A 14,621-nucleotide genomic window follows, 5' to 3' on the forward strand; every position below is an offset into this window, starting at 1 on the left:
TTGTGTTCTGCTTGCCTCGACTTAAAAGGCATTGGGAACGATGGCTATATTCCTGTCGGGAATGTTACGAGTGGACTGTTTGGATTGGATGGGTCTTCTCGCATTGGTGCCAAGCCCGAAGTGATATTAGCAGGATTGTTGTTGAATAACTCCAAAGCCTCGATGAATTTCCCTCGCCAATAGATAGCAAATGACTTAGATTTATTGACTTGTGCAACCCACATATCATCTACTTTATTGCCTACAACTAGCAGCATTAGTTTATGCTTAGGTGTACTGTAATTGCCTAAATAAGCTTTTGTCGTATAGTTCCAGTTGGATGGCATCTCTAACTTATCTGAGATAATGATCGTCCGTTCCAACAATCGTCTTTCACCGATACCGAAGTTCTCATTTTCTTTTATTCTTAGGCGTAATCTGACGTTGTTCTTTTTTAAGGATGCATCGCGTAAAACAACAATACCGATGCTATCTTTTACCCGACCTGCTTTGACGGTCAAGAGTGGCTTAATCGACTCATCGTTGAAGGCAATGTAATGCTTGCCGGCTACAGCTTTATCTGTTCGTTCTACGACAGTCGAATCTTTCACTTTACCTATATTGTCGTATGTATAGGTTACTTTGTATTCGCTTATTTGTTCGAGCATAATATGCCGATCAATATTGGATGAGCCTCCGATGACTCTGATGGGTATGAACACCGTATCACGTACTCTCGTATCGCTTCCCCAAACAAATGAATGTGAGTAGTCAGCAGGTGCTTTTTTGTCTTCGCTTACCAATTCTACCCGTGCCTTGTCGTGATAAATCAATTTCTCGTCTTCCTTACAACCTGCTATAAACAGGGAAAGCAATAAGACTATATATAATATCTTTTTCATATTCAATCACTTTTTAGTTTGCATAAACAGCCTCTTTAAGCGGGAGGGGCACAACATAAGTTTCTACCGATCCGGGTACAGCAGCCCAATAAATGTCTTTTACGGCTAATCGCTTGTAAGCATAGAAAGTTTGGCCTTCACCATAGAACTCTTTATTATATTCTTGAATAAGTACTTTGGTCCGCTGTTCTTCGTCGGTTATATTTGCCGGCGTTATATCGCGAGCAGCACACAAGGTTGCATAATATGAGTTGGCATCGGTTAGTGAGCTGCATTCCAATGCAATGAGATACATTTCAGCCAATCTGATGATAGGTATCACATTTTTGGAGAGAGGGGGCATCTTTTCTGTCTGGACATATTTTTGGAAATAGAAAGATTTTCGATAGTCTGCGGTTACTTCTTCCCACATATTCACGAAACGGATATCAGAAGTTCCTGTCTCATAGAGTCGGGATGTTAGCTCGGTTTTTGACTTCTGATAACTTCGGCCTGATCCCAAAGTAGCAGACAAATTATTTACTTTTAAATCAAAGATATGTTCTGTTGATAAGGTCTTATTGCCACGTGAACAATCATCGCGTGTACCAAGTCGAAACGTTTTATCCCCTCCTGGTGTTGTAGCATCGATTACGAGCTTCGCATATTCTAATGCTTTTTCTTTATTACCGATCCATAAATAAATACGTGCTTTCAGGGCACATACAGCATAATAATTCATACGCATCTGGCGATATCCGAAAAAGTTATCTGCTTGCGCCGATGTTTGGTTGAGTGCCTCGATAGATTTAGATTTGATAGGATCTATTCTTGTCAAACAGGCTTCTGCATTATCGAGATCTTTCAGAAGTTGTGAAGTAAACTCTGTATAGGTGATGAAAGCATTGGGCTTATTTGAGACTACGGTAACATAAGGGAGTATTTTGGATGCTGGTACATTATTGGGCATTGGACCGAAAAGGCGCAAGATATCAAAATGACAGAAAGCACGCAAGGCTAATGCTTCACCTTTTAATAAGTTGTAATTGCTGTTATCGAGTATTTTTCTGTTACTTTCGATACCGTCCAACAATCCATTAACATCGGCCACAACTTTGAAGAGATTATTATAGATGTTCTCCATTGTTGTTTCTACTGTATTTGCCTTATAATCATATTTGTTCAGATATTCTCCGATAGAACCTGATGTATAAGTCCAGTGTTGAGCTAAATTTTCTATGCTTCCACACACCATTTCTTGTCCATAGAGGTTGGTCTGTTTCATTCGGATATAGGCTCCTATGAGTACACTACGACAACCGTCTAAGGTTGAGAACATCTCTCTTTTTTCTTTTTCAGTAGAAGGGAGTACATCGAGAAATTTATCGCAAGCCGTTGTTACGCTTAGCGTGAGTAAAGAAGCAATTAGGATATTGTAATATTTCATTGTTCTTGGATTTTAATAATTAGAAACCGACGGATAAGGTAAATGAAAAGCGACGAGAGTAAGGATAAGAGAGTCCTCGCTCTTGCTTTACACTTGATAAATAAAATAAATCGCTCAAGTCGCTGCTTAGTGTGAGCACCTGAACCCCTATATTGCGTTTGAGCCATAGATTGTTGCCGAACATATAGCTCAAATGGATGTTTTGACAAGAAAGTGTACGTTCATCCTGAACGAATCTTGAAGTAGCATAGGTCGATGTTTCATTAGTCAGCCCTTTGAAGAATGTGTGATCATCTACTTTCTGCCAACGGTCATAGAAAACTCTTCTGTCTACATTATAACGCTTGTCTGCATTCTCAATACGAGTCGCGAGTGTTGAATTGTATATTTGGCCTCCAAAGCGATATCCGAAAGCTATATTAGCAGTAAAGTCTTTCCAGCGAATCATACTGCTTAATGTTCCACGGTATTTTGGCCGATTTACACCGCAAGCTACTCTGTCATTGGCGTCCCATGTGTAAGTAATTTCACCATTCTTTTTCCGGAAGATTTCATAACCATTGCTGGGATCAATTCCTAATGAAGGTACTGCGTATATGGTATATTGAGATTCTCCTTCGCGGATCACTCTATTAGGAGTTGTACCTCGTGAGAGCAGTCGCTTGGCGTATTCATCTTTCATCGCCTGAGAGAGTTTTACAACTTTGTCTTTATCGTGAACGATAGATCCGGTCACAGACCAAACCAATCTATGGCTTGTATTACGGAGTAGAAAGGCAGTGGCTTTGAGTTCAAATCCTCGATTTTCCACCTTTCCTATATTTTCTACATACGAGGTAAAACCGTTTGATAAAGGCAAGTTGAGGGAAGACAATAAATTGGAAGTCTTGTCAAGATAGATATCAGCAATAATATTCAATCTGTTCTCGAATAGGTTGAGTTCTACACCAGCATTCCATTTATCTGTTTTCTGCCATTCCAAATTAGGGTTCTCCAATGCTTTCTGATAGGCTCCCGTCCATTGATTATAGCGATCATTTAGGTAATAAGTATAAGTGGCGACAGCTTGATAAGCACTGAATTTTTGTGACCCTGTTTGTCCGAAAGAAGCTCTGAGTTTAAGTTTATTGATGAAGCTTGCATCCTTCATAAAGCTTTCATTGTGTATATTCCAACCGATACCGACTGAATAGAACGGAGCAAATCTACGGTTTTTGCCGAATTGTGACGATCCGTCTATACGGTAAGCCAGATCGGTGTAATATCGATTATCATAAGAATAGTTCGTATTCATTACTAATCCTACGGCCCTGGTACGTGCTTCTCCACCCGAAGGCTTACCACCCTTTTGATATTGTAGGGCATTAGAAGGGAAATCGAGCTTCTCGTCAGTAAAGCCTTCAAAGACAAAATTATAATTGCGGGAAAAATTAGAGGTCACATTCCAGTTAGCGGCTGCATAAAGCAAATGCTTTTCAGAAAACAGTTTAGAATAGCTCATTGTGAGTGCCATTTCATAATTGGTAAGTTTCCCGGTTCCATAGTTATATCTACCTTTGCGTAAACTTCCTTCTTCTGTTTGGTACTCGTCGGCTTCAAACATTGTGTGTTTGGCTGGTTTGTAGATATCGCTTTCACTGTTTCTCCAAGTGAATCCCACACGACCTCTTGTAATAAAGCCTTCAAATGGACGCCATTCTATGGAAAAATTATTTGTGATGTCGGTATATTGCTGACTATTTTTCTGATTGAGCGTAGCATTATAAAGTGGATTGGCAGGTAGATTGCTGAAACCGCCATAGAAATCGATATCGGTGTCAAACATCTTAACAGGGTTTCCCTTGTCGTCATAGGGGCGCCAATAAGGATTCAGTCGTGTATAGTCTGAGAATGATCCGTATGGAGATTCGTTTGATTGAGTATGTCCGATGTTGAGGTCATTAGTAAAAATGAGTCCGTGATGTCGATAAGATAGTGTAATACCTCCATTGAAACTATCACGGTTAGAACCTTTCATAACACCGGCAACACTGTTATATTGCAGAGAGGCCGAGTAGCGGAAACTCTCATCGCCTCCTTCAATTCTAATGTTATGTCGGTGTCCGGTACCGGTGCGGAGGGGTTTTGCCATCCAGTCGGTATTAATGCCTCGTGCGACATCTTCTAATATACTTGCATACTTCTTTTTCAGTTTAAAGTCGCGTGTTGGATCGTTGCTGTCATAATAACCGGCACGACGTTCCAGTTCGAGTTTGTCGGCAGCATTGAGCAAATGATAGTCGGTCAGATCCGGTGCCTCGATATTCAGACTTCCTGTATAGGTAAATTGTAATCGGCCCGACTTAGGTGTCTTACGTTTGATAACAATTACACCATTAGCACCGCGTGAGCCATAGATTGCGGTAGCAGAACCGTCCTTGAGCAGGGTGATTGATTCTACCTCATCTTCGTTCAGGTCCATCATACGAGTTAGACTAATTTCAAACCCGTCCATAATAATAAGAGGTGTATTGAGATCGGTTTTTGTATTATCCTGTAAATCGGTTATAGTTGGTAAATTAGCGGTACCACGAATTTGTATGTCCGGCAGATGGTTCGGGTCTGAACCGTATTGATTGTTCACCAACATATTGAATGAAGGATCAATGTTAGCGATAGAAGTAAGCAAGTTTTTATTGCCGAATTCTTTTAGCTCTTTGTTGCTGATAGTCGTCACTGAACCGGTAAAGGCCTCCTTATTCTTTTGGAAGATACCGGTTACCACTACATCTTTCAGTGTATTGTTCGACTCCATAGATAGATTACGTACAACATCACTTGTTCCCGGTTCGATGGTAATATTGACTGATTTCATACCGACATAGGAAAAACGGATCGTGGTACGTCCTGTCGGTATCTTTATTTGATACATACCATCTATATTTGTCACGCAACTCACTTTACCATCACCTCCATATACGGTTACGCCGATCAGGATATCACCGTGATCATCCTTAACCTGTCCTTTAACCGTTCGTTTACCTCCCGATTGTTGCTGACCTGTCTTTGGTGCGGTTTCGAGAGTTTGTGCGTAAGTTGATGGCTGTGAAAACGTTGTCCATAGAGCCAGCATCAAGAGCATCATTACTCGCCAAGATTGTTTGCTTCCTTTCATAAATGGTTTACTATTAATGTTATTTACTTCTGTGGTTATTATTTTTAAGGAATATATGGTTTCCTTTGAGGTATATAGATTCGATTTGGGGACAAAGATAATAAAATATTTATGAACGAAAAGGAGGTTATGAAGAAAAATATATAAAATGCAGATAAATGTATATAATCAGAAAATAGAATCGGTGGTGGTAAAATGTCTTTGATATACTTTGTAAGAAGAGTTTCTTTGTCTCATACTCATTGATAGGGGAGTATAACTTAGGCTGTTTTTGTTCCCTTTTTATAGAATTATTCGTTTTAAATTGAAAAGAAAATATCCATATTCAATAGTTGTGTGGGAACACAGGAATTTTTTTCAGAAAAAAGTAGTTAAAAGGTTTGGCGGTTAAGAAAAATCTTTTAACTTTGCAAATGTTATCCTGAAAACAATCTTTTTACCTTAAAGGGAACTAATACCTATTGAAGATTTGGAGCGGTTACCTGTGAAGGTCATCGCTTCTTTTTTATATAAGACCGTTAATCTCTCTTAAAAGCAAGAAAACATTCCTCTCGTATATTTCAGTCTCTCACTTTTTATTATTACTTTTGCATCCGATTTAGTCCGTATAGGCTTGAGGAAGTATCGATACGAGATCGATCGCCTTGCGGAGAAACCGTTTAATCAAATAAAATGTACGCAATTGTAGAAATTAACGGTCAGCAGTTTAAGGTGGAACAAGGTAAGAAACTTTTTGTTCATCACATCAAAGATGTTGAAGCCGGTAAGACTGTTGAGTTTGACAAGGTGCTTCTTGTAGACAAAGAAGGAGCAATCACTGTCGGAGCGCCTACTGTCGATGGTGCAAAAGTAGTTGTAGAAGTTGTGAATCCGCTTGTAAAGGGTGACAAAGTTATCGTTTTCAAGATGAAACGTAGGAAGGATTCCCGTAAGAAGAACGGGCATCGTGCGCAGTTCACAGAGGTTGAAGTTAAACAAGTAATCGCTTAAAAGGAGGAAATTCAGAATGGCACATAAAAAAGGTGTTGGTAGTTCTAAGAACGGCCGTGAATCAGCTTCACAAAGATTAGGCGTTAAAATTTGGGGTGGACAGAAAGTGATCGCTGGTAACATTATTGTTCGTCAGCGTGGAACTAAACACAATCCCGGAAAGAATGTAGGTATAGGAAAAGATGATACGCTTTATGCGCTGGCTGACGGTGTGGTTAATTTCCATAGAGGTCGTCACGATAAGAGTGTTGTATCTGTTATACCTGAAGCCGAAGCTTAATCAGTAAGTAACAACTTATTCCAAACAAACAATAGTGTGCCGGTTCTTTGATAAGAGCCGGCACTTCTATTTTCATACTTGAATAAACAAGCCTTTTCACGGGTTAGATGAGAGGTCGGGGCTTATTCTTGTACTTCCAGAAGTTTTTATTTATATTCGTAAGCAATTTAATATCAAATGCAAACGAATATGAAAACTTTTATACTTTATGTTACCTTGTCCACAAATCCTATACCTGTGGGCAAGAGGTATACGACTTGTGCCCGACTACTCCTATACTTCTCATTTGAAAGGATAATCGCTGGAGTTTTTTCTGATTGTCGATGATATAGGAATATATCATTGATTCATAACTGTTGTCGCAATTTTTCTGATAAATTTTAATATGGGTTCGATGAATTTACCAATGTATGGGCCATCGTATTTCAAGATACCGTAACTCAGTTACTACATTGGTCGTAACAACTTCGTTGCTGTGATTGTCGCAACGGAGTTGCGACTTTGGGCGTTTAAGAAAAGAGTTTGTATTGAATCCACGTTAAAATAAATCTTAGATGTAACACGAGTTCGAGATAAACTTGTATTCTGCGAGTGAGGAAGAGGCGTAATAGGAAGGCTCAGATGGTATCTTCTTACCCTACTTGTGAGGTAAGACGGACAATGTGTCGTCTAAGAAACTGCTTATCCCGAGCTTGTGTATTTTTAATGTTTGGGTTTTCGTCCAGCTTTTCTTGGTGCTTTTCGCTTACCATTTGACGGTTTATGTCGGGAAGAATGCGAGTGATGCGAAATGGCATTATAATCGGGACCTTTGCCTAAATGGAGTGGGAGAGGGCATTTCTCGATAGTTTTGTTTAAGAACTTTTCAATCTGGCGGAAGTAGAAAAAGTCGGCTTCACAGATCAGTGTGATAGCTTCGCCATCGCGATCGGCACGGGCCGTACGGCCGATTCGATGCACATAATCTTCCACGTCGTGAGGTACGTCATAGTTGACGACCATCGAAATGTCGTCGATGTCGATGCCGCGCGAGAGAATGTCAGTAGCAACGAGTACATCGATTTGTCCGCTTTTGAAACGGAACATCATCTCGTCGCGCTCTGCCTGGGTGAGGTCGGAGTGCATCTCTCCACTGTTGATTTTCAATCGGATGAGGGCGCGGCTAATTTCTTTCACCTTTTGTTTTTTTCCGCAAAAGATGATGACACGCTTGAGATCATTGTTTTGGAAAATGGATTCGATGATACTGAGTTTCTGCGGTTCGTGACACACATAAGCATTCTGTTTGATTTTCTCGGCGGGTCGGCTTACTGCGAGTTTAATTTCGATGGGATTTTTGAGTAGTGTTTTAGCTAATTGCTCGATGCGTGTGGGCATCGTGGCCGAGAACATAATCGTTTGGCAGGTCTTGGGGAGCTGTTTTGCGATGGTGAGTATATCTTCTGAGAAACCCATATCGAGCATTCTGTCGGCTTCGTCGAGGATGAAGAAAGAAACCTTACTCATATCTACATTACCCAGACTGAGGTGAGAGATGAAGCGGCCGGGCGTGGCAATTACCACGTCTGCACCTAATTTGAGCGATCGGATTTCCTGATCGTAGCGGTTGCCGTCGTTTCCACCGTAAACTGCTACACTGCTTACGCTGTTGAGGTAATATCCGAAGCCCTGCATTGCTTGGTCGATTTGCTGTGCTAACTCGCGCGTAGGCGACATTATAATGCAGTTGATGGCATCCTTAGGATAGCCTCCGTCGTCTAACTTCGAGAGGACCGGGAGCAGGTATGCGGCCGTTTTTCCTGTTCCTGTTTGTGCCACTCCCATCACGTCGCGCCCTTTGAGAATCTCGGGGATACATTTTTCCTGTACGGGTGTGCACACGTCGAAGCGCATATCATAGAGCGCATCTAATACATTATCGTTTAAATCTAATTCGTCGAAATACATTGTTCATTAATTTGGCGCATTGCGATAGCAGAAATATGCTACCACTGCGAAGATGATGTTGGGTATCCAAGCTGCCAGCATCGGGGGAAGATCGGCATTGATTGCAAAGGTTGAAGAGACCGTTTGCAGCATAATGTAGCCGAAACTTAGTGCGAGTCCGATGCCGAGATACAGCCCCATACCGCCTTTCCGTTTGCGGGACGAGAGAGAGAAGCCTATTGTCGTGAGGATGAACGAAGCGAAAGAGGCAGCTATTCGCTTGTGATATTCCACTTGGTATTGTACGACATTGCCGCTGCCTCGGTCTATTTGTTTGGAGATATAAGCCCGAAGCTCGGGGCTGGTAAAAGTTTCTTGCTGTCCTTTCGAGTAGACGAGGTCAGTGGGTTCCATCTGAATCAGCGTGTCTTTTTGTATTCCGCTGGTGATGACTTCGCGCAATCCTTTGAGACGTCTCACTTTCCAGTTGGTCATTTTCCAGTGATTCTTAGAGTCGGAGATCGTATCATATTGTATCTCCATTGCCGTGAGATGACTCACAAGCTTCTTGTTTTCAAATTTGTCGAGACAGAAGCCATAGCCTTTTTTCAGATTGTTGTCGTAGTGTTGGATGTAAGCGATGACCCCTGCACCTACTTGCAGCTGAACATTATCGGCAGAGGTGTTCTTTGTCTTATTCTTATAAATCGTCTCGAAATTCTGTCGGATAACTGTCCCGTGCGGTATAACGTAGGCGCTGAGAAAGAAAGACAGGATGGAGATAGCTACACAGGAGATCATATATGGGCGCATTAAACGTTTGAAAGAAACGCCTGCTGCCAGCATCGAAATGATTTCTGAGTTGCCTGCTAGTTTGGAAGTGAAAAAGATAACGGCAATAAATACGAAGAGCGGACTGAACAGATTGGCAAAATAAGGGATGAAGTTAAGATAGTAATCGAAGACGATTGCCCGCAACGGAGCGTGAGATTCGGAGAACTTAGCCAGGTTTTCGTTGATGTCAAACACGATGCTGATAGATATAATCAGCATAATGGAATAGATGTAAGTACCGATAAACTTCTTGATAATATACCAGTCGAGTATTTTGATGTACTTCAACGGATTGAAAGTCTGCATCCATTGCATCCGCTCCCAAAGCCATCTGAAAGCTCGTCTGAGTCTGCCCGTGTGCCGATAAACCCAGGTCAGAAATCTGTGCAGCCACACCGGATGTTGGTCTAACCATCTGGCAACCTTGTAACGACGGCGGTGTCGTTTGATCTGTTTATACGATTTGTTCATCTTTCCGTTCACTTACACCTTATATATTATGCCATTTTACACGCGCCGTCCGAGTTGATCGATAATCGATCGTTTCCAAATCACGAAGTCGCCTTGTTCTATATGTTGGCGCGCATCGGCCGCTAAGCGCAGGTAAAAAGCCAAATTATGGATACTGGCAATCTGCATCGCCAAGAGTTCTTGAGCCTTAAAGAGATGGTGGAGGTAGGCTTTCGTGTAGAGGCGGTCGGTCTCGCAGCCATCGGGATCAATCGGGGTGAAATCTGTTTCCCACTTCTTATTGCGCATATTCATCGTACCGTTGTAAGTGAAGAGCATCGCATTGCGACCGTTACGGGTAGGCATCACACAGTCGAACATATCTACGCCGCGCTCAATGGCTTCGAGAATGTTTTGCGGCGTACCTACACCCATCAGATAACGGGGCTTGTCTTTGGGCAGAATTTCGTTGACTATCTCGATCATCTCATACATCACCTCAGTGGGTTCGCCCACTGCCAGTCCACCGATTGCATTGCCTTCGGCTCCTTTGTCAGCTACGAATTTAGCGGCTTCTTGCCTTAAATCCTTGAACGTACATCCCTGAACGATAGGAAAAAGTGCCTGTTTGTAACCGTAAAGTGGTTCTGTTTCGTTGAAACGTCGGATGCATCTGTCTAACCAACGCTGCGTAAGTGCAAGACTCTTCTTGGCATATTGATAATCACTTTGCCCTGGCGGACACTCGTCAAGAGCCATCATAATGTCTGCTCCGATAACTCTTTCGGTATCCATCACGTTCTCGGGTGTAAAGAAATGTTTCGAACCGTCGATGTGCGAACGAAATTCGCAACCCTCTTCACGCAGCTTTCGGATGCCGGTCAGCGAGAAAACCTGGAAACCTCCCGAGTCGGTCAGCATCGGGTGGGCCCATCCATTAAACTTGTGTAGGCCTCCGGCGGCACGCAAAACATCGAGACCCGGCCTGAGATAGAGGTGATAAGTATTGCCAAGAATAATCTGTGCCTTGACCTGTTCTTCCAATTCGCGAAGATGAACGGCCTTGACACTTCCGCAAGTTCCCACCGGCATAAAGATCGGTGTCTTGATAATGCCGTGATCGGTTGTGATGAGGCCCGTCCTTGCTTCAGACGCATTATCCGTATGTTGTAACTCAAATGTCATCTATCCGACACTTTTAAGATTGTCTTTTTCTTTTTCAACAGTGAACGTTACGGGATGATCTACCAATTCATCAGTCAATGCAAAGTCCCAGACTTCCTGCACATTCTCTACGAAATGGAAGTTAACGTCTTTGAGATAGATAGCCGGAATCTCGTCGATATCTTTCTTGTTGTCCTTGCACATCACGATATCTGTGATTCCGGCGCGCTTTGCTGCGAGGATCTTCTCTTTGATTCCGCCCACGGGAAGAACCTTTCCTCGGAGCGTTATCTCGCCGGTCATTGCCGTGTTCTTGCGTACTTTGCGTTGCGTAAGGGCTGAAGCGATAGATGTTGCGATAGTAATGCCCGCCGAAGGACCGTCTTTCGGCGTAGCACCTTCGGGCACGTGGATGTGTATATGCCATTGTTCGAAGATGCGATAATCGACATCCAATTTGTCGATATGAGCCTTGACATACTCCAAAGCGATGATAGCACTCTCTTTCATCACGTCGCCCAAGTTACCCGTCAGCGTCAGTTTGCCGGCTCGTCCTTTGCTCAACGACGTCTCAATGAATAGAATTTCGCCGCCGACACTGGTCCACGCCAGTCCCGTAACAACTCCGGCATAAGCATTTCCTTGGTAAATGTCGCGATAGAAAGGCGGCTTACCTAAGAGGTCTTCAAGTTCACGCGGTGTTATTTTATAGTTTTCGAGCACACCGTCACGGGCTTTTATAAATGCCAACTTGCGCAAAGCCTTGTTGATTTGTTTCTCTAACTGTCGCACACCACTTTCTCTGGTGTATTGTTCGATTATCTTTTCTAATGCGGCTTTGTTGAGTGTGGGCTGCAACTTCTCCTTATCGAATCCCGTGTTGGCAAGTTCTCGTGGAACAAGATGCCGTTTAGCGATCTCCGTTTTCTCTTCTGTGATATATCCGCTCACTTCAATCACCTCCATTCTGTCGAGCAATGGACGCGGAATCGTGTTGAGATCGTTGGCCGTGGCAATGAACATAACCTTTGAAAGATCGTAATCTACATCCAAATAATTATCGTGAAATGCGTTGTTTTGTTCCGGATCGAGTACTTCCAGGAGTGCGGATGAGGGATCGCCATTGATAGTTTGCTGCGTTACTTTATCTATTTCGTCGAGGATGAAGACCGGATTCGATGAACCGGCTTTCTGTATGCTTTTGATGATTCGTCCCGGCATAGCGCCTACATAGGTGCGTCTGTGTCCGCGAATCTCCGATTCATCGTGCAAGCCTCCAAGTGAAACGCGCACATATTTACGCTTCATTGCCGCTGCGATGCTCTTACCCAGACTGGTCTTTCCTACTCCCGGGGGACCGTACAGACAGAGAATGGGCGATTTGAGATTGCCTCTGAGTTGCAGAACGGCCATATATTCGAGGATACGTTCTTTTACTTTCTCCATTCCGTAATGGTCTCTGTCGAGTATTTTCTGTGCTCTTTTGATGTTGAGATCATCCTTGGTGTATTCGTTCCAAGGCAGATTGACCATCGTTTGCAGGTAAGTCAGTTGCACGCTGTATTCCGGACTCTGCTGGTTCATCAGTTCCAGCTTGTCCAATTCCTTAGCAAACACTTTCTTCACATCATCCGACCAGTGTTTCTTTGCGGCCTGTTCTTCTAATTCCTGACGCTCGATAGATCCCTCGCCATTACCTAATTCTTCCTTGATATTTCTGATTTGCTGTTGCAGAAAGTATTCTCGTTGCTGCTCATCGATATCTTCGCGAGTCTTAGAACGTATGTTCATCTTCAGCTGAAGCAACTGAATCTCCTTGTTAAGTGCTTTCAACGTCTCGATAACTCGTGCTGTCATCGTGTCGGCTTTTAGCATATTGATTTTGTCACCGGTATTGAAAGGCAGATTAGAACAAATGAAATCTACGACGATTACATCGTTTCGGATATTGCCGATAGCGAATTGCGACTCGTCGGGAATCTCATCATTCTTCTTGATATACTCTGTCGTGGCCTGCCGAAGGTCGTCAACGGCAGTGTGAAACTCTTTGTCTTTGGCATCGGGTATTACTTCGTGGGCCGGTGTTGTAGTACCGACGAGATAGGGAGTATGCTGTTTAAGGCTCTCCAAACGGCATCTGCCTAATCCTTGGACAATAGCCGTGAGATTGTGACCGGGCCCCGGCAATTCAAGCACTCGAATCAGTTTGGCATATACGCCGATGTTATATAAATCTCGTTTTGTAGGCTCTTCGACGTCGGGATTCTTCTGACAGAATACCGCGAAAGTCATATCCGGATCCTTGGTCAGCTGATTAATCAGGTTGAGACTCGACGGACGCCCCACCGTTATGGGCAGTATCACACCCGGAAACAACACGAGGTTGCGAGTGGCCAATATGGGAATACCGCCGTTTACTTCTGTTTCAAAAAGACTTTTGATGTCGCCCTCATAATCGGCAATCATCTGAATGGATGTATTGGGTTTGTTACTCATTTGCTTTTGACAAAACTTTTTGGAGTGCAAAGTTACTGTTTTTAATCGAAAACAGGGCCGGGAGCCATCGATATTTTGATGATTTACATAATAAAAGGAGGCTTTCGGCGTTTCTTTTGGCAGTAAATAAAACAAGAATTGACTGTTAACGATGGCGGATTTTGCATTTAAGCAATTTGTAATTCACCAAGACCGGTGTGCAATGAAGGTCGGAACCGACGGCGTTTTGTTAGGTTCCTGGGCTGCGGGAGGTCGTAGAATCCTGGACATTGGTACCGGAACAGGACTCATTGCACTGATGATGGCACAACGATTTCCAGCTGCCTGTCTGACGGCCATTGACATCGAGCACGATGCTTGTGTGCAGGCGCGTTTGAATGTGATGTGCAGTGCCTTTACAGGTATTGATGTGCAGGAAGTGTCGTTGCAGGATTTTACCCGTCGATGGCGTGCTGACAGTAAAGCGAATGAACTGGCATTAAAGTATGACAGCATTGTAAGCAATCCGCCGTTTTTTGTCAATGCGCTGAAAAGCAATGATGAAAAGCGAACGATGGCACGGCATAACGACAGCCTCTCTTATCGTGATCTCTTTTGTTGTGCAGCCGAATTGTTAGCTGACGGAGGTGTATTCAGTGTCGTGATTCCCGTTGATTGTCTTGCATCTTTTATCTCTGAGAGTTATGTGTATGGCCTGTTCCTGCATCGGAAATATGCCGTTCGTACTGTTACTCACAAGCCGCCGAAACGCTATTTGCTGTCTTTTTCGAATCTACCGCCTGTCGCAGAGGATGTCCGAGAGGTGTATTTAATGGATGAAAAAGGTGAAAGGTCGGCGTGGTATGCCGAAATGACGCGAGCGTTTTATGTGAAATAGGGAGGGGGAAACGATAATTATCTACCGAACTCACCCTCAACCTCTCTCCGAAAGGAGAGGGAAAGGAGATATAATAGAGATTAATTATGTTTGGATAAGAGTTAAAATATGTGTATTCTCTGTCCCTTTGGAAAATGACGAGA

At 43.1% G+C, this 14,621-nt stretch carries 9 protein-coding genes and 1 pseudogene; 3 read left to right on the top strand and 7 right to left on the bottom strand.

Annotated features, from left to right (window positions below; translation table 11 throughout):
- Positions 1-44: 44 nt before the first annotated feature.
- From RWY97_RS04725 to RWY97_RS04735, 3 genes are read right to left on the bottom strand one after another with little or no spacing between them, the layout of a single operon-like run.
- Entirely contained in the window at positions 45-881 is an 837-nt protein-coding gene (locus RWY97_RS04725; protein WP_315565807.1) for a DUF4843 domain-containing protein, read from the bottom strand.
- A 13-nt stretch (positions 882-894) separates the two neighbouring features.
- Positions 895-2,307 (bottom strand): RagB/SusD family nutrient uptake outer membrane protein, encoded by a 1,413-nt coding sequence (locus tag RWY97_RS04730; RefSeq protein WP_315565808.1) that lies wholly within the window; start codon positions 2,305-2,307, stop codon positions 895-897.
- A gap of 19 nt (positions 2,308-2,326) precedes the next feature.
- Entirely contained in the window at positions 2,327-5,461 is a 3,135-nt protein-coding gene (locus RWY97_RS04735) for a SusC/RagA family TonB-linked outer membrane protein (RefSeq protein ID WP_273177097.1), read from the bottom strand.
- Positions 5,462-6,133: 672 nt separating this feature from the next.
- Here RWY97_RS04735 and rplU point away from each other — a divergent pair.
- Complete coding sequence (gene rplU, locus RWY97_RS04740; RefSeq protein ID WP_021584727.1) at positions 6,134-6,451, top strand: 50S ribosomal protein L21; 318 nt, start codon at positions 6,134-6,136, stop codon at positions 6,449-6,451.
- A 16-nt stretch (positions 6,452-6,467) separates the two neighbouring features.
- Complete coding sequence (gene rpmA / locus RWY97_RS04745) at positions 6,468-6,731, top strand: 50S ribosomal protein L27 (RefSeq protein WP_021584669.1); 264 nt, start codon at positions 6,468-6,470, stop codon at positions 6,729-6,731.
- A 798-nt stretch (positions 6,732-7,529) separates the two neighbouring features.
- On the opposite strand, the pseudogene RWY97_RS04750 reads toward rpmA, so the two are convergent.
- The 4 genes and pseudogenes from RWY97_RS04750 to lon form a co-directional block, all read right to left on the bottom strand.
- Positions 7,530-8,678: pseudogene (locus RWY97_RS04750) on the bottom strand (DEAD/DEAH box helicase); the annotation flags it as partial.
- Between the two features lie 6 nt (positions 8,679-8,684).
- The gene (locus tag RWY97_RS04755) at positions 8,685-9,962 is read right to left on the bottom strand and encodes an LptF/LptG family permease (protein ID WP_315565814.1); all 1,278 of its coding nucleotides are present in this window, start codon (positions 9,960-9,962) and stop codon (positions 8,685-8,687) included.
- A 36-nt stretch (positions 9,963-9,998) separates the two neighbouring features.
- Entirely contained in the window at positions 9,999-11,126 is a 1,128-nt protein-coding gene (gene tgt, locus RWY97_RS04760) for a tRNA guanosine(34) transglycosylase Tgt (protein ID WP_315565816.1), read from the bottom strand.
- Positions 11,127-13,601, bottom strand: coding sequence for an endopeptidase La (gene lon / locus RWY97_RS04765; RefSeq protein ID WP_039876921.1), 2,475 nt, complete (start codon positions 13,599-13,601; stop codon positions 11,127-11,129).
- A gap of 202 nt (positions 13,602-13,803) precedes the next feature.
- Between lon and RWY97_RS04770 the strand changes: the two genes are divergently transcribed.
- On the top strand, positions 13,804-14,478 hold the full coding sequence (locus RWY97_RS04770; RefSeq protein WP_315565819.1) for a tRNA1(Val) (adenine(37)-N6)-methyltransferase: 675 nt from the start codon (positions 13,804-13,806) through the stop codon (positions 14,476-14,478).
- The last annotated feature ends 143 nt before the right edge of the window (positions 14,479-14,621 follow it).

Origin of the sequence: Hoylesella pleuritidis (assembly GCF_963541955.1) — a bacterium.
GTDB classification, from domain to species: Bacteria; Bacteroidota; Bacteroidia; order Bacteroidales; family Bacteroidaceae; genus Prevotella; species Prevotella pleuritidis.

What these genes read in the sequence shown, in the direction of transcription:
- rpmA (WP_021584669.1), top strand. Translation starts at nt 6,468, where the DNA reads ATGGCACATAAAAAAGGTGTTGGTAGTTCTAAGAACGGCCGTGAATCA.
- RWY97_RS04755 (WP_315565814.1), bottom strand. Translation starts at nt 9,962, where the DNA reads ATGAACAAATCGTATAAACAGATCAAACGACACCGCCGTCGTTACAAG.
- RWY97_RS04725 (WP_315565807.1), bottom strand. Translation starts at nt 881, where the DNA reads ATGAAAAAGATATTATATATAGTCTTATTGCTTTCCCTGTTTATAGCA.
- rplU (WP_021584727.1), top strand. Translation starts at nt 6,134, where the DNA reads ATGTACGCAATTGTAGAAATTAACGGTCAGCAGTTTAAGGTGGAACAA.
- RWY97_RS04770 (WP_315565819.1), top strand. Translation starts at nt 13,804, where the DNA reads ATGAAGGTCGGAACCGACGGCGTTTTGTTAGGTTCCTGGGCTGCGGGA.
- RWY97_RS04735 (WP_273177097.1), bottom strand. Translation starts at nt 5,461, where the DNA reads ATGAAAGGAAGCAAACAATCTTGGCGAGTAATGATGCTCTTGATGCTG.
- tgt (WP_315565816.1), bottom strand. Translation starts at nt 11,126, where the DNA reads ATGACATTTGAGTTACAACATACGGATAATGCGTCTGAAGCAAGGACG.
- lon (WP_039876921.1), bottom strand. Translation starts at nt 13,601, where the DNA reads ATGAGTAACAAACCCAATACATCCATTCAGATGATTGCCGATTATGAG.
- RWY97_RS04730 (WP_315565808.1), bottom strand. Translation starts at nt 2,307, where the DNA reads ATGAAATATTACAATATCCTAATTGCTTCTTTACTCACGCTAAGCGTA.